The 18596-nt window shown below is 64.8% G+C and carries 14 protein-coding genes and 1 pseudogene; 8 read left to right on the top strand and 7 right to left on the bottom strand.

Going from position 1 to position 18596, the window contains the following annotated elements; all coding sequences use genetic code 11:
• Window positions 1-27 precede the first annotated feature (27 nt).
• Together A6V37_RS03695 and A6V37_RS42745 are read left to right on the top strand one after the other, a co-directional pair.
• Entirely contained in the window at window positions 28-297 is a 270-nt protein-coding gene (locus A6V37_RS03695) for a BON domain-containing protein (RefSeq protein ID WP_064264852.1), read from the top strand.
• A 211-nt stretch (window positions 298-508) separates the two neighbouring features.
• Window positions 509-634 (top strand): hypothetical protein, encoded by a 126-nt coding sequence (locus A6V37_RS42745; RefSeq protein WP_278185250.1) that lies wholly within the window; start codon window positions 509-511, stop codon window positions 632-634.
• A gap of 70 nt (window positions 635-704) precedes the next feature.
• Here the strand turns inward: A6V37_RS42745 and A6V37_RS03690 are convergent, their stop codons facing one another.
• Genes A6V37_RS03690 through A6V37_RS03680 form a run of 3 tightly spaced genes read right to left on the bottom strand, consistent with a single transcriptional unit; the run spans window position 705 to window position 3925 of the window.
• Window positions 705-1397: an HAD family hydrolase gene (locus A6V37_RS03690; RefSeq protein ID WP_064264851.1), complete on the bottom strand. Its 693-nt coding sequence runs from the start codon at window positions 1395-1397 to the stop codon at window positions 705-707.
• Between the two features lie 14 nt (window positions 1398-1411).
• Window positions 1412-2584, bottom strand: a complete 1173-nt coding sequence (gene gnd, locus A6V37_RS03685) for a phosphogluconate dehydrogenase (NAD(+)-dependent, decarboxylating) (RefSeq protein ID WP_244174027.1) — start codon at window positions 2582-2584, stop codon at window positions 1412-1414.
• An 18-nt stretch (window positions 2585-2602) separates the two neighbouring features.
• Window positions 2603-3925: a sugar efflux transporter gene (locus A6V37_RS03680; protein ID WP_064264849.1), complete on the bottom strand. Its 1323-nt coding sequence runs from the start codon at window positions 3923-3925 to the stop codon at window positions 2603-2605.
• Between the two features lie 260 nt (window positions 3926-4185).
• On the opposite strand from A6V37_RS03680, the gene A6V37_RS03675 reads away from it, so the two are divergent.
• Both A6V37_RS03675 and A6V37_RS03670 read left to right on the top strand, forming a co-directional pair.
• Window positions 4186-4506 carry a thioredoxin family protein gene (locus tag A6V37_RS03675; protein ID WP_064264848.1) on the top strand — a complete coding sequence of 107 codons (321 nt, stop codon included), beginning with the start codon at window positions 4186-4188 and terminating at the stop codon, window positions 4504-4506.
• Window positions 4507-4618: 112 nt separating this feature from the next.
• Window positions 4619-5638 carry a class I fructose-bisphosphate aldolase gene (locus tag A6V37_RS03670; protein WP_064264847.1) on the top strand — a complete coding sequence of 340 codons (1020 nt, stop codon included), beginning with the start codon at window positions 4619-4621 and terminating at the stop codon, window positions 5636-5638.
• A 134-nt stretch (window positions 5639-5772) separates the two neighbouring features.
• Here the strand turns inward: A6V37_RS03670 and A6V37_RS03665 are convergent, their stop codons facing one another.
• Complete coding sequence (locus A6V37_RS03665) at window positions 5773-7935, bottom strand: hybrid sensor histidine kinase/response regulator (RefSeq protein WP_064285782.1); 2163 nt, start codon at window positions 7933-7935, stop codon at window positions 5773-5775.
• A 297-nt stretch (window positions 7936-8232) separates the two neighbouring features.
• The gene (locus A6V37_RS03660; protein ID WP_207547555.1) at window positions 8233-8709 is read right to left on the bottom strand and encodes a response regulator; all 477 of its coding nucleotides are present in this window, start codon (window positions 8707-8709) and stop codon (window positions 8233-8235) included.
• 715 nt (window positions 8710-9424) lie between these two features.
• Between A6V37_RS03660 and A6V37_RS03655 the strand changes: the two genes are divergently transcribed.
• Both A6V37_RS03655 and zapE read left to right on the top strand, forming a co-directional pair.
• A complete protein-coding gene (locus A6V37_RS03655; protein ID WP_064264845.1) occupies window positions 9425-11755 on the top strand; it encodes a hybrid sensor histidine kinase/response regulator in 2331 nt (776 codons plus the stop codon).
• A gap of 142 nt (window positions 11756-11897) precedes the next feature.
• Window positions 11898-13043, top strand: coding sequence for a cell division protein ZapE (gene zapE / locus A6V37_RS03650; protein WP_064285781.1), 1146 nt, complete (start codon window positions 11898-11900; stop codon window positions 13041-13043).
• 22 nt (window positions 13044-13065) lie between these two features.
• On the opposite strand, the gene tkt is transcribed toward zapE, so the two are convergent.
• The gene (tkt, locus tag A6V37_RS03645) at window positions 13066-15138 is read right to left on the bottom strand and encodes a transketolase (protein WP_064264843.1); all 2073 of its coding nucleotides are present in this window, start codon (window positions 15136-15138) and stop codon (window positions 13066-13068) included.
• Window positions 15139-15194: 56 nt separating this feature from the next.
• Window positions 15195-16301, bottom strand: a complete 1107-nt coding sequence (locus tag A6V37_RS03640; protein ID WP_064264842.1) for a porin — start codon at window positions 16299-16301, stop codon at window positions 15195-15197.
• A 166-nt stretch (window positions 16302-16467) separates the two neighbouring features.
• On the opposite strand from A6V37_RS03640, the gene A6V37_RS03635 reads away from it, so the two are divergent.
• Window positions 16468-17703: an AAA family ATPase gene (locus A6V37_RS03635; protein ID WP_064264841.1), complete on the top strand. Its 1236-nt coding sequence runs from the start codon at window positions 16468-16470 to the stop codon at window positions 17701-17703.
• A gap of 7 nt (window positions 17704-17710) precedes the next feature.
• Window positions 17711-18596: pseudogene (locus A6V37_RS03630) on the top strand (cobaltochelatase CobT-related protein); the annotation flags it as partial.

Below are 18596 nucleotides of genomic sequence, written 5' to 3'. Positions count from 1 at the left end.
CAACCGCATCACGTCGGTGGAGAACTCATGGCACACGTCCGGGTAGCGAAGCACCACGCGGAGCGCGCCGGCAACGCCCGCATGAGCGATGCGCAGATCGCCGCGGAAGTGACGCGGCGTCTCGCCTGGGATGCCGCGGTCCCGCGCAACGCGGTGAAAGTCCAGGTCTCGCGCGGCCGTATTACGCTGCGCGGCGAACTGCGAGGCGATTGGCAACGCATGGCGGCGCTTGAAGACGTGACGCGCCTTTACGGCGTGACAGGCGTCGCGGATCACACGGTCGTCAAGGCGAAATGACGTCAGCCGATCCGCGTCAGCATGCTGAAGACCTTACATTTCCATTTAAGTGCAAGCGGCGCGAATTTCACGCCGCGGCACTTGCGCCATGCTTTAAGTGCGTATTAAGTTTAGGCGTCTAGCCTGTTGGTGCCGCATGCGCGTTGACGAACCGCATCTGGCCGCATATGGCACATCCCGCCTTGCCCGGCCCTTACCTGAACGTACAACCATGTCGACACCCAGCAGCTTCAAAACAGCCTTGATCGCCGTACTCTCCCTCGTGCTGTTGTCTGCCGGCATCGCCGTGCTGGTCGGCGTATTCGGATTGCTGATCCGGCTGTTCGGGCACGGCTGAACGCCGCCGCGTGCGTGCCGCCAATATGCGCGGGCACGCGTGAGGGTACCCGGCGCCTGAGCCGCCCTCCTTACCCTTTGCCGCCCAGGAGCGACTCGATGTCGATCTCCGCCAGTTCGCCGATCCGCTCGATTGAGACGTCCGCGGGCTGATTGCTCAATATCTCTTTCGGGTCGTGCGCATAGTGCCCCTGGCGCGGAAAAACCGTGGTCAGCTTGTCGCCCCACGCCTTCTTCATGGCCGACAGGATGCGCAGCTTGTCATCCACCATCACGTAGTGGCGCGCCGGATAGCACGCCATGACCTGGTCGAGCATCAGCTCTTTGTGGATGTAGATCAGCACCCGCCCCTCGACTTCGTCCCATAAGCCCGAGCGGGCGATCTTGCGCGGCTGGAACACCACGTCGCCATCCGAGAGAATCACCGTGGGTCCGCGCGTGGCCACATGGCGGAGCGCATCCAGCGCGCCCGGATACAGCCGGTTCGCGAACGGGTAATCGATCAGGAACGACGACATCAGCAACAGCCGCGTGTCCCGTGGATGCTCCTGCCGGTAGCGCTGCAACGCGCCCAGGTAGTCGGCGTAGCCGAGCACTCCGCGCAAGTCCTCGAAGATTTGCCAGTACCGCGCGGCGTTCTCTTCGCCGAACTCCGCCATCATGTGCCCGCGCAGGTCCGCAAGCACATGATCGTTGTCGAGCAAGGTGTTGTCGCAGTCGAACAGAAACACAACGTCATGCGGCGTGGAGGTGGTGGCTTGCATCGTGTCTCCTCGTGTCAGCTTTTTTGTCCGTTAGACGGCGTGGCCGCTTTCTCGACGTGTCCGCCGAAATCGTGGCGCATCGCCGAGAGCACCCGGTTCGCAAAATCATCCTCGCCACGCGAACTGAAGCGCGCAAACAGCGCCGCGCTCAGCACCGGCGTGGGCACGCCCTCGTCGATGGCGGCCGCGACCGTCCAGCGCCCCTCGCCCGAATCCGATACGCGTCCTGCGTAGCTCTGCAGCCTGGCGTCGCTGACGAGCGAGCCCGCGATCAGATCGAGCAGCCACGATCCGATCACGCTGCCGCGCCGCCAGACTTCGGTGACGTCCGCGAGATTCAGATCGTACTGGTACAACTCGGGGCGGCGCAGCGGCGATGTTTCGGCGTCGACCTCCCGCGCGTGTTTACCGGCGTCGGCGTGGTGCAGGATGTTCAGGCCCTCTGCATACGCGGCCATCATGCCGTACTCGATGCCGTTGTGGACCATCTTCACGAAATGTCCCGCGCCCTGCGGCCCGCAGTGCAGGAAGCCCTGCTCTGCCGTGCTCGCGCCGGCGGCCCGGCCAGGCGTGGCTGGAGCTGCGCCCGCGCCTGGCGCGAGCGTCGCGAAAATCGGCTCGAGCCGCTTCACGACCTCGGGCTCGCCGCCGATCATCAGGCAGTAGCCGCGTTCACGGCCCGCCACGCCGCCGCTCGTGCCGACGTCCACATAATGAAGCTGGCGCGCGGCCAGTTCGGCGCCGCGGCGAATGTCGTCGTGATAGTAGGAATTGCCGCCGTCGATCACGATATCGCCCGGCTCCAGCAGCGGCACCAGTTTGTCGAGCGTTGCGTCGACCACGCCGGCCGGCACCATCAGCCACACCGCGCGCGGCTTCTCGAGTTGCGCGACCAGCTCCTGCAGCGACGCGGCACCGGCCACGCCCTCCTGTTTCAGCTTGTCCACCGCCGCCGTTTGCACGTCGTAAGCGATGCATTGCTGACCGCCCTTCGTCAGGCGCCGCACCATGTCGGCTCCCATGCGTCCCAATCCAATCATGCCTAGCTGCATAGCTCGCTCCTGAAAGTACCTGGTTCGCTGCTCGACCTGCTTCGTTGTACCGCTTCGTTGTACCGCATGAGTGATCGAAAGACGATACGCCTCTTTGCCGATGTTTGGCTCGCCACGAGGTTGCCGGCGCTCCACATCTTGCGGCGCTATTCCCTATTGCCGGCGGCTCTGAAGCTTTTCATATTGCGAGCGCACAAAACGCTTGATGGCCTGCCACATCAGCGGGTAACGCTCGCCCGGCACGGCGAACAGCACCAGCGCACCGAGTGCCAGCAAGCCGCAGACCAGAAAGGTGCCGCGATAGCTGAACGCCTGCACCAGCAAACCCGACAACACGCCCGAGAGGATCGAGCCGACCCGCGCGGCGTTGAAGAACAATGCCGTGGCGCGGCCCGGCGCGCGCGGCATCAGATCCTGCACATAGGTCATGCCGAGGCACGAGGTCACGGCCACCACGAACGCGTTGAGTATCTGCATGGGGATCAGCACGTGGACACTGCCCGCCACCGCCATGCCGACGAAATACAACGCATGCACGGCGGCGCACGCGGCAAGCCAGTTCGGCTTGTGCAGCACCGCCGACTTCGCCCCGAGCGCGAGCATCATCGGAATTTCCATCAGGGCGCCGAGGCCGAGCATGATGGATACGTCCAGATGCGTGCCGTTCAGGCCATGCACGATGTAGAGCGGCAGCACGATCATGGTGGCGTTCGCGGCGAGCCCGAGCAAGGTGAGCGCCGCCACCGCGCGGCCAATGTCGTGGGCCGACGCGACGCCGGGCAGGTGCTCGTGCGCGTCTTCGCCGGGCGTGGTCAGCGGCGGCACCGTGATCGAGGCCGACGGTTCCGATGCCGTATCTTCCACCGTGTGATCGCCGAGATGGCCTTGCGGCTCGCGCATGCGCCACACGATCGTCGCGCAGGCCGCGAAGCTGGCCGCCGCGAACAGGAAGAGCCCGTAGAAGCTGCTGGCGGCGAGCACCAGCGCGCCCACCGACGGCCCGAACACCCACGCCGCCGACAGGATGGTCCGCAAGGTCGCGCTGGCGAACACGCGCTCGGCCGGGTCCGCGACCGGCAATGCGGCGCGGCTGAACGAGAACACCATCGAAATGGCCGAACCGCCCGCGCCGATAAAAACGATCCCGATCACCAGCAGCAATCGGTAGTCACGCACCACGCATAAACAGAGATAGCCGAGCGTGGCGGCCACCAGCGCCGCCAGCAGCAATGGCCGGTGCCGTCCGCTCGCGTCGCTCCAGCGGCCCGCGAGCGTGCTGGCCAGCACGCCGCTCGACGCGATCAGCGTCATGAACACGCCGAGCCTGAACGGCGTCATGCCGGCGCGTTCGACGCCGAACAGCGAGAGATACGGCGCGGTGAAGGACATCGCCACCCCGAGCATGAGGGTGGCGGCGGCGAGCGGCTTGAAGCCAGGAATGCGCAGCAGGTCGAAAAAGCGTGAGGTTTTCAGCACGGGGGCGATGAGTCAGAAGGCGCGAGGCGCGCCGCGGACCTCGTGGCTGCGAGGCCGCAATAACCGGGGCATTATCATCCCGGCTTGCGGGCGCGTAAACCCGCATCGCCCTATCCCAAATTTGAATCTTCCGGCCGGCGCCCCGCTCACTGACGATCTCCGGCATAGCTGCTACTCTTGGCAAATCCACCGGCAGGGGATGCCGCGCCAACCACGCTACGCTCTCCTGCCTGAACAGATCAAACCGCTTCGGAGCACGCATGACCACCGCGACTGCCTATTCTTCCCACGCCCCGTCCCGAGCCGAACTCGACGCCCTGCCGGGCGACACCATTGTCGAATTCGGCGCGAACTGGTGCGGCATTTGCCAGGGCGCGCAAGCGTCGATTGCGAAAGCGCTCGAACCTCACGCGGGCCTGAGGCATCTGAAGATCGAAGACGGTCCCGGCCGGCCGCTCGGGCGTTCGTTCAAGGTCAAACTGTGGCCCACGCTGATCCTCATGCGCGACGGCGCCGAAGTCGCGCGGGTGGTCCGCCCCGCCAGCGCGACGGACATCGAGGACGCTTTCGCGACCCTTTGACCTTTCAACCTGACGCGGCGCACGCCGCCCGCCTGTTACCTGTCGCAAGATGCTTGGTTGAGAGACTGCTGCAAGATTTCATCCGCCAACCGGATCAGAAGGAGCACACCTCATGGACACCCGTAGCGAATTGCAAGCCACCGTCGAAGCCATGGCGCAACCCGGCAAGGGACTACTGGCCGCCGACGAAAGCGGCCCGACCATCGCCAAACGCTTCAAGACGATCGGCCTCGAATCAAGCGAGGAAAACCGCCGCGCCTATCGCAATCTGCTGCTCACCACGCCGGGGCTCGGCGAGTTCATCAGCGGCGTGATCCTGTACGAGGAAACGCTCGGCCAGAAGGCGGACGACGGCACGCCGTTCCCGCAACTGGCCGCGAAAAACGGCATCGTGCCCGGCATCAAGGTTGACCTCGGCAAGATTCCCCTCGCCCTCGCCCCCGGCGACGAAATCACCGAGGGCCTGGACGGCCTGGCCCGGCGTTTCGTCGACTACAAACGGCAAGGCGCGCGTTTCGCCAAATGGCGCGCGGTCTACAACATCACCGCCAGCCTGCCGAGCCGGCTGGCGATCGAAGCGAATGCAGATTCGCTCGCGCGCTACGCGGCCATCTCGCAGGAAGCCGGCATCGTGCCGATCGTCGAACCGGAAGTGCTGATGGACGGCGAACACACGCTCGCACGCAGTGCCGAGGTCACCGAGGCCGTGCTGCATGAGGTGTTCCATGCTTTGCACCGGCATCGCGTGGTGCTCGAACACATTCTGCTGAAGCCGAGCATGGTGATTGCCGGATTGGACCACGCGCAGCCGTCGACGGTTGCGGAGATCGCCGCGCATACCGTGCGGGTGCTCAAGCGCACCGTGCCATCGGCGGTGCCGGGCATCGTGTTCCTGTCAGGCGGGCAAACGCCTGAAGAGGCCACGGCAAATCTCGACGCGATGAATCGCCTCGGACCGCTGCCGTGGAATCTGAGCTTCTCGTATGGCCGCGCGTTGCAGGAGCCGCCGCTGCAGGCCTGGAAAGGCCAGGCGAGCCAGGTCGCCGCCGCGCAGCAGGCGCTGCTCAAACGCGCGCGTCTGAATAGCGCCGCCGCTCTGGGGACGTATGAGGCTGCGCAGGAAAAGGGCTAACTGACAGACGAATTTCGAGGCGAACCTCGAGGCCAGGTTCGAAGCTGGCTTCGGCGGGCCCGACTGACGCGCGCCCTGCGCTTCGGGTTTTGCGAACTTCGTTGCGAACTTCGTTGCGGGCCGCTGTGCGGACTTTACGGCCCGCAAGCCACCAGCGCGTGCAGTTCGTCGATATTGAACGGTTTGGCGAGTATCGCCACGCCCAGCCGGCGCGCGCGTTCGAGTTCGTCAGCGTAGCCGGTCATCAGCGCGATCTTCTGCGAAGGCCATGCGCTGCGCACTTTCTCCGCGAGGTCGATGCCGTTGAGCTTGCCCGGCATCTGGATATCGGACAGCACGAGTTCGAAACGCGCGCCGCCCGTGAGCACGTCGAACGCCTGGTCGGCAGTCGGCTCATGGCGCACCTCGCAGCCGAAGGTTTCCAGCACGGCAGCCACCCCTGCCGCCACGTCCTCGTTGTCTTCCACCAGCAACACGACGCCGGCCGCGGCGGGCACCGCCGGCTGCGCCGCGTCGGCGCCGGCCGCGCCCTGGCGCTTGCGATGGCGCGGCAAATAAAGCCTGACGGTCGTGCCGCTGCCCGGCACGCTGTCGATCTTCGCGGTGCCGCCCGCCTGTTCGCACATGGAGAGCACCTGGGCGAGACCGAGGCCCGCGCCCGACCCGCGCAGCTTGGTGGTGAACAGCGGCTCGAAGGCGCGCCGCACCACCGCCTCGGGCATGCCGACGCCGTCGTCGGAACAGGCAATCAGCACGTATTCGCCATCGGGCAGCAGCGTATCGCTGCCGACCAGCCGGTTGTTCTGGCAACGGATCACGAAGCGGCCGCCGCGCGGCATCGCATCGCGCGCGTTGACGACCAGATTCATGATCGCGAATTCGAGGTCGGTCGGATCGGCCAGCACCGGCCACACGTTATCGACCAGGTTCAGCGCCAGTTCGATGTTGTCGCCGAGCGCCGCGTCGATCAGCGGCGCTGCGGCCGGCAGCCAGCTCGCGAGGTTGAGCGGCTGCTGTTTGAGCGGCTGCTTGCGCGCCACGCTCAGCAAGCGCCGCGTCAGCGATTCGGCCGTGGCGGTGGCGCGCTCCACCGCGAGCACTTCCTTTTCAAGGTTGGTGTAGCGCTTGAGCCGCGCAAGCTCGGTGTTGGCCGAGACCACCATCAGCAGATTGTTGAAGTCATGCGCGACGTTGGCGACGAGATTGCCGAGCGCGCCCATGCGTTGCAGCTGCCGGCTCGAGGCTTCGGCCGAGAGGCGCATCGCCACTTCGCCCTGCCAGCGCTCCCACGCGCGGCGCTCGCCTTCCAGCTGGCGCAGCGAGAAGAACACCAGCAGCCAGATAGCCATGCAGGGCACCGCCGTGAGCACGGCGATCAGGATGAAGTGCCCGCGCCACGCGGCGACAATGGACGACGTGGCATAAGCGCTCATGACGTAAAGCGGATAATCGCCGACGCGGCGAAACGCCAATAGGCGTTCCACGCCATCTACCGTCGAATTCAGACGGACATGGCCGAACAGCTGCTTGTCCCGCAACGCCTGGGTGAACGCGCTGTGCGCAGTGGGCTTCGCGCCTGCCGGCCACGGCGGATAACGCACCAGCAGATTGCCGTCCTGGCGATACAGGCCCAATGCCAGCGCCGGATCGCCATTCGTCAGATCACGATAGAAGCGCGAAAAGTAATCGCGGCGCAGCGCCACCGAGACCACCCCGAGGAACTGGCCGTCCGCGCCCACCCGGCCGGTCGAGGTGATAAACACGTCGTTCTGCGACACGGGGCCAACCATTGGCAGCGAAAAATACGGTTGCGGGCGCATCGCTTTCGCCATCAGGAAGTCGTCGCGCTGACCAATCGACACGGCCGGCGCGGGAAATGTGCGGCTCGACACCAGCAGGTCGCCGTCCACGCCGAGCAGAAAAATGGACGACACTTGCGGGAAATCGCCGCCGATTGCCCGCAAACGGTCGTGCAACAAGGCGTCACCCGAGCGGATTTGCGCGTCGTTTTTGTTGCCGAGCAAGTCGACAATGCGCGAGGACATCTGCTGGTCGAGGTCGAGCACCTTGACGGCCTGCTCCTCCGTCACCCGTGCCAGGCGGTCGATCATGTCGTTGGAATCGGCAATCCTGCGCTGGTAGTCCAGATAGCCGTAACCCGCGAGACACACCAAAGGAAACACAATCGACACGGCAAGCACGGTCAGCAGCATGCGCCGCGTGGCCGCGAAATTGCGCGACGGCATCGGGAAATCGACTGTGACACGTTCCGCACGCTGCACGGGGGCGATCTCCATGAAAGGTCGATACAGGTCAGGAATGCTATTGCACGCAGCGTGCCAGGCCCTGCGCGCACGCTGGTTCCCGTTCCAAGGATTTACCGGAATTTACCGCACTTCAGCCGTTCGCCCTAGCCAGGCGGGCAGAACCCCGTTTGGTTTAAAACAACAGCCAGGTCCACCGCCGTCAGAACCTTGCCTGAGGCAACCCTGGACCACACGGAGTTATTTACTCAACATACCTAATTAATTGGCTGTGAAAAAAGCCTGAAACCGGCACTCCGCACCACGCGTTTTACCCTAGAAATTTGCCTTTCAAATCTCGCACGGTCTTTTACAGTCTCCTGCCACCTGGACTGCCGCCGCCGATTCAAGCACCCGCAACAGGCGTTCAGGCGTGAGCGGTTTGGCACAATGCGCGTCGAAGCCGGCGGCCTTGGCGCGTGCCCGGTCGTCGCGCGAGGCATAAGCGGTACAGGCGATCAACAGCATGTGCGAGGTTGCCGGATGCGCGCGCAAACGCCGTGCCAACTCCAGCCCATCGAGCCCGGGCATCTTGATGTCCAGCACGACCGCGAACGGCTGCCACTCGCGAGCCATGTCGCACACGGCGAGCGAATCGACCAGCGCGCGGCACTCGAAGCCGTCAGCCGTCAGCACCATCTGCAAGGCTTCGGCCGCTTCCCGGTAGTCGTCCACCACGAGGACGCGCCGGTGCGATGTCATCGCATAGCGGATCGGACGCCATACCACGACGTCGTCGCTATCTTCCATTCGGTCGTCGAACGTCACCCTCTTCTCCCATGGTTTTTTCCATGCGTGGCGGTGCGCGCTTTACCCTGCAATCCGTGCGCACGCCATCGGACTCTTGTAGTGAGGCTACCATCGTTATGCGCGGAAAAAATGGCGAAACGTGACGAAAACCCGTCTACGCGTTAGGGATTTGTACTCAGCGGGTTATCCCGCACGGGGCTGGCATGCCGACTGGAAAGTCAATTCAGCATGCATGGAAATGGGTCCTTCACGGCCGCTTCATGACGCTGCTTGGACGCCGAAAACGATTTCAAACACCCGTATCGTCACACCGCGCGCAGCCGCGAATTGTTCAATTTTTTAGCGTGTTTGGCATGCCATGTCAGATCACATGGCGTGAGGTGCCTTCGTTATTTGATTTGCAATGCGAAATATTTTTCAACCACCATGAATTAGCCAGGCGGGATCAATGCGGATTGCATGTCAGGCGCAACTCATCAGCGCGCGTGATGGCACGCGGCCCGTGGCTTCATCGAAAGACTGGGGTAACATTCGCATGGATGCTGGACGAGGCGCACGCCTCGCTGATCATCGATTCAATCCCGGCAGACATCAGGACCTGACAATGAGCATCACGCAGCACGATAAGCAGCACGATCACAAACAGACTTCCGGTAACGGCACACGCACCATGGTGCGGGCGCACGCGCGGTCAACCTGCGCGGCTGTCCCGTTCCAGTGAGTCTGTAACCCGATGCAAAGCACGGACCGCCCGTTACCTTCCGCCGATGCGCTGTTCGAACATGCCGCGTGCGGCCTGCTCGTGACCGACACAGACGGCCGAATCTTGCGCGTGAACGCGACCTTCTGCGACTGGCTCGGCTATAGCGCGGCGAAGCTCGCCGAGGGTGCGCAACTCCAGGATTTGCTGAGCGACGGCGGCAAGGTGCTCTACCGGACGCACTGGGCGCCGCTGCTGCAAACGCAGGGTTCGGTGGACGAACTCAAGCTCGACATGATGCATCGCGACGGCCATGCGGTGCCGATGCTGCTCAACGCCGTGCGCCGCCGTCACGGCGAAACGGACTATCACGAAGTGGCGGTCGTGGTGGTCGAAGACCGCCACAAGTACGAACAGGAATTGCTGCTCGCGCGGCGCAACGCCGAGGCGTCGGTGGCCGCACATCAGCGCGCGCAGAAAGAGTTGCAGGAAAGCCGCGACGTATTAAGTCTCGCCATGCGTGGCGCGCGCATGGGCGCATGGTCGCATGAGCCGAAGTCGGGAAAATTCTGGTGGAGCCGCGAACTGGAAGCGCTCGCCGGTTATGCCGAAGGACGCCTCGCGAACACGCGGCGCGGTTTTTTCGAGCTGATTCATCCCGGCGATCTGCTTGCACTCAACGAGGCGGTCGATCATGCGGTGCAAGCCGGCGACGACTACGTCGCCGAATTCCGCTTCCTGCATGCGAGCGGTGACTGGTGCTGGATGGAGGGCCGCGGGCGCGCCACTTACGACGCCCAGGGCGAGCCGCTGATGATCTACGGCCTCGGCATCGACATCACCGAACGCAAGGAAGCGCAAACCGGGCTGCTGCGCCAGGCGGCGATTTTCGAGCACCTGAGCGACGCGATCGTGATCACCGATCTGCGCGGCAATATCACCGACTTCAACGGCGGCAGCGAACGCATGCTGGGTTATCGCATGCGCGAAATTCTCGGCAAGCCGGTCTCGCTCTTCCTCCCGCCTGAGCATGCCCAGCGCATCCGGCGGGAAGCGCTCGCCGCGCTGGCCGCCGACGGCACGTGGCGCGGCGAACTGCCCTTCGTGCGGCGCGACGGTTCGCACGGCGTGTGCGAAACGGTGGTCAAACCGCTTGCGAACGCGCGTGGCGACATCTACGGCGCGGTCAGCATCAATCGCGACATTACCGAACGCAGGCGCACCGAGCAGCAACTCAAGCGGCTCAATCTCGAACTCTCGAAAGCCGATCGCCGCAAGGACGAATTCCTCGCCACGCTCGCGCACGAACTGCGCAATCCGCTTGCGCCCATGCGCAATGTGCTCGAGATTCTGCGTCTGAAAGAGTTCGCCGACCCGCAATTGAACTGGTCGCGCGACGTGTTCGACCGGCAATTGCAGCATATGACGCATCTGGTGGACGACCTGCTGGAAGTGTCGCGCATCACCCAGGGCAAGCTCGAGTTGCGCAAGCAGCGGCTCGAACTCGCACGCGCGATGCAATCGGCCATGGAAGCCGCACGCCCGACCGTGCAGGCGTCGTCGCATCATCTGAGCGTGACGCTGCCGCGCGAGCCGCTCTATCTGATCGCCGATCCCACGCGCCTGTCGCAGATGATCCTGAACCTGTTGAACAATGCCGCCAAATACACGCCGCCTGGCGGCAGCATCTCGCTCGCCGCGCAACGCGAAGGCGACGAAGCGGTGATCATCGTGCGCGATTCGGGCATCGGTATTCCTCGCGAACATCTGGACAGCGTGTTCGAGATGTTTTCGCAACTCGCACCCGCGCTCGATCGCTCGCAAGGTGGTCTCGGCATCGGCCTCGCGCTGGTGCGCGGCCTTGCCGAGCTGCATGGCGGCACGGTCGCGGCGTACAGCGGCGGCGCGGGCAAGGGCAGCGAGTTCGTGATTCGCTTGCCGCTGTCGAAAGACGCTGCCCTGCCGTCGGACAGCGCACCGCCCGAGATGCGGCAGGCGGCCGGCCTGCGTGTCGTGATCGTGGACGACAACGCCGACGCGGCCGACAGCCTCGCCATGGTGCTCGAACTCGAAGGTCACGAAGTGCGCACGACCGGCGACGGTCTCGCGGGCCTCGATCTGGTCGATGCCTTCGCCCCGCATGCGGTGATTCTCGACATCGGCTTGCCGAGCCTGAACGGTTACGAAGTGGCGCGACGGATTCGCCTCGGCCACCCGGACGCCGGCATCCTCCTGATCGCCGTCACCGGCTGGGGCCAGCAGCAGGACAAGCAGACCGCCGAGGCGGCCGGCTTCGATCATCACTTCACGAAGCCCGTCGATCCGCGGGCGTTGCAGCGCGTATTGACGCGGCAGCGGGTTTGAGCGGCGCGTTTGACCAGTGAATGCGGCTGTTAAACTGACGCGATATTCGCCAGCCGTCTGTTGCCTATGCTCGATCACATCGTTTCCATATTCGCCACGCTCCCGGTTCATGCCGTCTTGAGCCCCCTGGTCACGCCAGCCCATGGTTGACGAAGCCCTGGTCACACGTGAACTGGCGGCGCGCGGCATCGTGCCGGATGCGAGCCAGCGCGCCGCGATTGCCGCGCTCGTCGGGCTGGCGGGCGTGGGTGGCGCGGGTGGCAAAAGCGGAGAAAGCGGAGAAAGCGGAGAAAGCGGCAAGCACGCGCGCCCCGGCACGGCGCTCGCGCCACAGGGCGTGTATTGTCACGGGCTGCCCGGGCGCGGCAAGAGCCTCGTGGTCGATACGGTTTTCGAACTGGCTCAATGCCGCAAGCGGCGCCTCCATTTCCACGAGTTTCTGCGCGAGATGAACCGGCGGCTCGTCAGCGAACCACGCGGCGACGACCGCCTCGGTTCGGTCGCGCGTCAATGGCTCGACGGTATCGACCTGCTGTGTTTCGACGAATTCCACGTGCACGATATCGCCGACGCGTTCCTGATGGGCCGCTTTCTCGACACCGCGATCAGTCTCGGCACCCGCATTGTGCTCACGTCAAACGATGCGCCCGACGGCCTGCTCCCCGACCCGGAGTTTCACGAACGTGTCCTGCCGGCCATCGAACAGATCAAACGCTTTTTCACCGTGATTCATTTCGACGGCGAGCGCGATTATCGTTTCGGCGGTGAGCAGGCGCACGCGCCGCGTTTCTTCGCGCCGCTCGATCCATCCAACAGCGACGCGCTACGGCAAATTTTCGTGCGCCACGAAGGCAGCGATACATTGCAACCGGTCACGCTGAGCGCGGCAGGCCGGCCGCTCGCCGCACGCGCGGCGGGAGCGGCCTTGCTGTGGGCGGACTTCGAAAGCCTGTGCGTGGCGAGCCGCTCGCACCTCGACTATCTGGATCTCGCCGAGCGGTGGCACGGCCTGATTCTCGACAATCTGCGCACGGATTGGCTGGCTCAATCGCACACGCTGCAACGGCTGGTCTGGCTGGTCGACATCTTCTACGACCGCAAGCGCGCGTTGTTCATTGCTTCGGATGCCCCTATCGAAGCCGCGCTCAGCGGCCTCGAAGGCGCGCACGATCTGTCGCGCACGCTGAGCCGGCTCGCTGAGATGAAATCGCGCGCTTATCGCAGCACGCTCTCGGGCGTGGGCAAGGACGTGGATGCGATCCCGGCGCACAGGCCGGACGAAACCTGAGCGCCCCACCCCACGCCTGACCTTACACCGACTGCGCTCGCGCGATCTGCTGCTTCGCGACCTCATACACGTGATCCGGCGTGAACCCGAACTTCTTCTTCAGATCGGACAGCGGCGCGGACGCCCCGAAGCTACGCATCACCACCTGCGCGCCGAGCCGCCCGGTATAGCGGTCCCAGCCAAGCGAAGCCGCCTGCTCGACGGCCACGCGCGCGTCCACCTCCGGCGGCAGCACCGAGTCCCGATACGCCGCGTCCTGGCGCTCGAAGATATCCCACGACGGCATGGACACGACGCGCGCCGCAATACCCTCGCCCGCGAGCTTTTCGTACACGTCGACACAGAGCGAGAGTTCGCTGCCGGTCGCCATCAGGATCACCTTGGGCTTCTGCCCGGCGGGCGCATCGGCAAGCACATACGCGCCCCGGCGCGTGCCGCTGGCGGCGGCATAGCGGCTGCGGTCGAGCGTCGGCAACGCCTGCCGCGTGACGACCATGCACGACGGACGGTGCGGATCGGCCATCGCGACACGCCACGCCTCAGCCACTTCGTTGGCATCGCCCGGACGCAGCACCGTCAACCCAGGCACGGCGCGTAGCGAAGCGAGTTGCTCGATCGGCTGATGCGTCGGACCATCCTCACCCAGGCCGATCGAGTCGTGCGTGAACACATAAATGGCCGGCACTTCCATGATCGCCGAGAGGCGGATCGGGGGCTTCATGTAGTCGCTGAAAATCAGGAAGGTCGAACCGTACGGCCGCAGTTTCGACAGCGCGAGGCCATTCACCGCGGCGCCCATGCCGTGCTCGCGAATGCCGAAGTGCAGATTGCGCCCGCCGTAGCTATCGTGTTCGAAACTGCCCGCGCCTTCGAATTTCAGATTGGTCTTGGTGGACGGTGACAGGTCGGCCGCGCCGCCAATCATCCACGGAATGCGTGCGGCAATCGCGTTGAGCACCTTGCCTGACGATTCGCGCGTAGCCATGCCCTTCGGGTCCGCCTCGAATGTCGGAATGCCGGCGTCCCAATCCGCCGGCAATTCGTGTGCGTCGATCTGCGCGAACTCGCGCGCGAGTTCCGGGTAGCGCTTCTGGTAAGACGCGTAGTTCGCCTCCCATTGCTCGCGCGCCGCCTTGCCGCGCGCGCCGATGCCCTGCGCGAAACGTTCGTGCACACCGTCGGGCACGTAGAAGAATTTGTCTTCCGGCCAGCCGTACGCCTTCTTGGCGAGCGCCACTTCGTCGGCGCCGAGCGGTTCGCCGTGTGCCGCCGAGGTGTCCTGCTTATGCGGCGCACCCCAGCCGATGATGCTATGCACCACGATCAGCGTCGGCCGGTCCGTCACGCTTTTCGCTTCGACGAGCGCGGCTTCCAGCGCGGCGGTGTCGTTCGCGTCGTTCACGTGCAGCGTGTGCCAGTTGTAGCCGCGAAAGCGGCTCTCCACGTCGTCGCTATAGGCAAGGTCGGTGTGGCCCTCGATCGTCACGCGATTGCTGTCGTAGATCCAGATCAGATTTGACAGCTTCAGATGGCCCGCGAGCGAGGCCGCCTCATGCGAGACGCCTTCCATCAGGTCGCCGTCGCCGCATAGCGCGTAGACGCGATAATCGAACAAAGCCGCATCCGCCTGATTGAAGCGGCTTTCGTACCAGCGCGCGGCCATCGCCATGCCGACACTGTTGCCGAGCCCCTGCCCCAGCGGCCCGGTCGTGGTCTCCACGCCGCTGGTCAGCCGGTACTCGGGGTGGCCCGGCGTTTTGCTGTCGATCTGGCGGAAATGTTCGATGTCGTCGAGCGATACCGCGGGCCCGCCGGTCGGCTTGCCGTCCTCATCCACGGCTTTGACGTTGGCCAGATGCAGCAGCGAATACAGCAGCATCGACGCATGCCCCACCGACAGCACGAAGCGGTCGCGGTTCGGCCAGTGCGGCTCGTCGGGGTCGTAGCGCAGATGGTGCTGCCACAAGTGGTAGGCCACCGGCGCCAGCGCCATCGGCGTGCCGGGGTGACCGGAATTGGCCTTCTGCACAGCGTCCATCGAGATCGTGCGGATCGTGTTGATGCACAACTGGTCGAGGGCGGGATCGTTTTGCATGAGGACACTCCTTGTTCCGGCGGATGAGATGACAGGAGCGCGCCGCCGACGCTGCCCTAGAACTGATGCAGCACGCCGACATAAGCGCCGGTTTGCGATTCGCCGACGAGCGGATTCGTGTTACCGGCCGCATCGCGCGGCGACGCTTCAAGTGAAAAATTCGAGTTGCTGCCGTTGTTCACGTAGCCCAGCGTGCCGTACAGAAAAGTGCGCTTCGACAGGTTATAGGTGGTGCCGAGCACGTACATCATCGCGTGGCCGGACGGATCGTGCGCGGTGTCGCCCGAGCCGTCGCCGACCTTCACGTAATAGCCGCCCGCCGTCACGGCCCAGCGCGGCTGCACGTTGTAGGTGGCGCCGAGCCAATAGTAATTGGCGGTGTCTGCCACGCCGGCCGGTGAATCAGGCGCCGAGTAATGCGTATAGGCACCCTGAATCTTGAATGCGTCGAAACGCACGTTCGCGCCGACGAAATACTCGCGCGACGCCGTGAAAATATTGCTGAAGCGCCCGTTGTTGTCGCGCAGTTCGTCATAGATGCCGCGCACATCGAAGAGCGGCGAGTGATACGTCAGCATGATGCCGTCCGAGCGGCCGAACTCGCCCGCGGCACCGCTGTTGAACGCGCCGGGCTGATTGCCGAAAGAGTATTGCCCCTGCACGTCGAAGCCGTGGAACACCGGACTGTGATATTCGATGTTGTTGCTGGTCTGCTGCCAGTTGCGTCCGCGCACGAGCGACGCCGACGAAAACGCCTCCTGCACGAACGGGTCGAATTCCCATACGCCGTCGCTGTCGATAAACAGATTACGGCCGGCCTGCAGCGTGCCCCACTGCTCGCTCTTCAGCCCGACGAACGCACGCCGCGACCAGAGCCGTCCGCCGCTCGTCGTGCCGTTCATGACCTGCAAACCGGTCTCGAGATTGAAGATCGCACTCAGGCCTCCGCCCAGTTCTTCATTGCCTTTGAGGCCCAGCATGCTGGTGCCCCAATCGCCGCCCTCCGCGCTCCAGCGGGTCGAACTGCCACCCGCGCCATTGGCGATGTGATTCAGATATTCCAGCCCGGCGTCGAGGCGGCCATACAGACTCACGCTGGTTTGCGCGCAGGCCAGCGGACTGGCCACCGCCAGCGCGGCAGCGAATAGGGTTGGTAGTCTCATTGTTTTGTCGTGAATTGTTCTTGGTGCAAGCCCCCATGCAGTTTCCGGGTTGCTTGCAGGTGGAAAGGCGCCGCACGGGGCATCGAAAGCCAATCAAGATAAGATAGTCGGTCATTCGGCCTCCGCCAAATCGAACAGTCTCTTTTGTGATCGACCATCCCCCGCAATGAACGCGCCTGATCTGCCCGAAGACGACAACCTTGGCCTTTACCAGCACGCCACCGAAGCCGGCGCGGAATGGTGGCGCGTGAGCGTGGCCGACCGGCCGGAAACCTACCGCCTCGAACATGGCGTCGATAACGGCAGCGGGCCCGGTCCGGTGGATATCGACCTGGTGGTCGATGCGGAAAACCTGCGCGCCAAGCTGAAGAAATGGCGCCGCGAAGGGTTTGCGATCGACACGGACAGCGCCTCGGGCGAACGTTCCACGGCCGCACGCGTGGCCTTCATGCCGCAGTTGCAGCGGGCCGCCGCACTCGCCGCGGCGGCGAAGCAGCGCGAGGCGAACGGCCTCGACGCCGGCATGGGCACGACCGTGCGCATCGGCCACGTGGACGTGCCTTGCGGCGCCGGTCATGCGCTCGTGCCGGCCGTCAATCCTGCCTATCTGTTCGCGGAGCGCTTTAACGACATTGTCGAAGACATCGTCGAAAACCGCCGCGTGATGCTGATCGGCCACACCGGCGCCGGCAAGACCAGCCTGATCGAACAGGTCGCGGCGCGCTCACGGCACGGCGTGCTGCGCTCCAACATGAACGGCCAGACCACCGTCGGCGATTTTGTCGGTTTCTGGACGGTCAAGGGCGGCGAGACGCTGTGGGTCGACGGTGTGCTGCCTACTGCCATGCGCGAAGGCCTCTGGCTGATCGTCGACGAAATCGATTTTGCCGAGCCGTCCATTCTCGCCGCGCTCACCGCCGTTCTCGAACCGCGCGGCCGCCTCGTGCTGAAAGAAAAAGGCAATGAGATCGTCGCGCCGCATCCGGCGTTCCGGCTGTTTGCCACGGCGAATGCGGTCGGCGCGATGAGTCAGTTCCGGCATCTTTATCAGGGCGCCAATCTGATGAACGAGGCATTTCTCGACCGCTGGCGGGTCTATCTGCTCGATTATCTGACGCCCGCGGAAGAGGCCAACGTGCTGATCAGCACGCTCGCCCCGCACATGACGCGCCCGCTCGCCACCACGCTCGCCGCGATTGCCGCCGACTGCCGCGCGGCGTTCGCCCGCGAAGATCTTTCCAGCGCGTTCTCGACCCGGCGCCTGCTCGACTGGGCCGAATTGATGTTGCGCACGGGCGACCCCGAACGCGCCGCCGGACCGGCCATCTATTCGAAGGTCAGCCCGGAAGACGCCGCGCTGATCCGCGGTATTGTCCGCCATCACATCGCCCCGGCCGCCTGACGTGAACGTGAGCGCCACGCATGCGACGCGCGAGGCCCGCGACACGCGCGGCTTCGCGTTCGAATCGACGCTCGGCAAGGTGGCGCGCGTGCTGACTGGGCAATATGGCGTGGCGGTCGTATTCAGTCCGGATGGACCGCGCGTCGAGCCCGGACGCATTGTGATTCCCGACTACGAGCTGAATGCCGGCGTCGAGCGCGACGTGCTGATCGGTTATCTCGATCTGCTGGTCGCGCGCGCCAAGCATGCCTCGCTCGCGCAACTCGACGCGCTGCCCGCCGGCGTCGCCGCGCGGCTCGCGCAAGTGATCGAAGACCGCCGTGTGTGCGCTCAACTGCTCGACGAATATCCGGGCGCGCGCTGGTTTATCGGCAAACTGCGCCTGCATGCCGCCGAACGCGTGCGGCAGCGCTGGCCGAAGCTGCATTGGCGCGACCGGCTGGTCTGGCTCGTGGAGCGCGCACTGTGGGACGAAGCGCCGGCGAGAACCGAAGCGGTTCCGTCGCTCCTCGCAACGCTGCATGCCGCGCAGGATGTGCTGCAGGAGGCCCGTGCGAGCCGCTCGACCGCGCACAGCATCGCCGCAGCCGAAGCCTTCGTGGCGCGCGTACGGGCGTTGTCCGCGGGCGACGTCAACAGCATGGCGTTCACCGCGGACCCGGTTGAGGACCTCGACACGGAAACGGTGGCCGCTCCCGCTGCGCCGCCCGATGACGACGACACCATGCTGCCCGATCATGACGCCACCAACGCGCCGCCGTCCGGGCGAAGCGGCGGCGGCGAGGCAGACAACGCAATCGGCATGGGGCAGTCGCCTGCCAATGAAGACGCGCCGTCCGCCCGCACCGAAGGCGAAGCGGGCAACGCCCTCGGCGGCTCGTCGCGCGCGCGGG

Source organism: Paraburkholderia ginsengiterrae, from assembly GCF_001645125.1.
In the GTDB taxonomy this organism is placed as follows: Bacteria; Pseudomonadota; Gammaproteobacteria; order Burkholderiales; family Burkholderiaceae; genus Paraburkholderia; species Paraburkholderia ginsengiterrae.
The sequence above is the reverse complement of the archived record's forward strand: the minus strand, read 5'-3'. Positions and strand labels throughout refer to the sequence as shown.

Excerpts from the sequence above, each read along its gene's own strand:
- A6V37_RS03640 (WP_064264842.1), bottom strand. The coding sequence starts at position 16,301 with ATGAGACTACCAACCCTATTCGCTGCCGCGCTGGCGGTGGCCAGTCCG.
- A6V37_RS03675 (WP_064264848.1), top strand. The coding sequence starts at position 4,186 with ATGACCACCGCGACTGCCTATTCTTCCCACGCCCCGTCCCGAGCCGAA.
- zapE (WP_064285781.1), top strand. The coding sequence starts at position 11,898 with ATGGTTGACGAAGCCCTGGTCACACGTGAACTGGCGGCGCGCGGCATC.
- A6V37_RS03695 (WP_064264852.1), top strand. The coding sequence starts at position 28 with ATGGCACACGTCCGGGTAGCGAAGCACCACGCGGAGCGCGCCGGCAAC.
- A6V37_RS03655 (WP_064264845.1), top strand. The coding sequence starts at position 9,425 with ATGCAAAGCACGGACCGCCCGTTACCTTCCGCCGATGCGCTGTTCGAA.
- A6V37_RS03690 (WP_064264851.1), bottom strand. The coding sequence starts at position 1,397 with ATGCAAGCCACCACCTCCACGCCGCATGACGTTGTGTTTCTGTTCGAC.
- tkt (WP_064264843.1), bottom strand. The coding sequence starts at position 15,138 with ATGCAAAACGATCCCGCCCTCGACCAGTTGTGCATCAACACGATCCGC.
- A6V37_RS03670 (WP_064264847.1), top strand. The coding sequence starts at position 4,619 with ATGGACACCCGTAGCGAATTGCAAGCCACCGTCGAAGCCATGGCGCAA.
- A6V37_RS03665 (WP_064285782.1), bottom strand. The coding sequence starts at position 7,935 with ATGGAGATCGCCCCCGTGCAGCGTGCGGAACGTGTCACAGTCGATTTC.
- A6V37_RS03635 (WP_064264841.1), top strand. The coding sequence starts at position 16,468 with ATGAACGCGCCTGATCTGCCCGAAGACGACAACCTTGGCCTTTACCAG.
- A6V37_RS42745 (WP_278185250.1), top strand. The coding sequence starts at position 509 with ATGTCGACACCCAGCAGCTTCAAAACAGCCTTGATCGCCGTACTCTCC.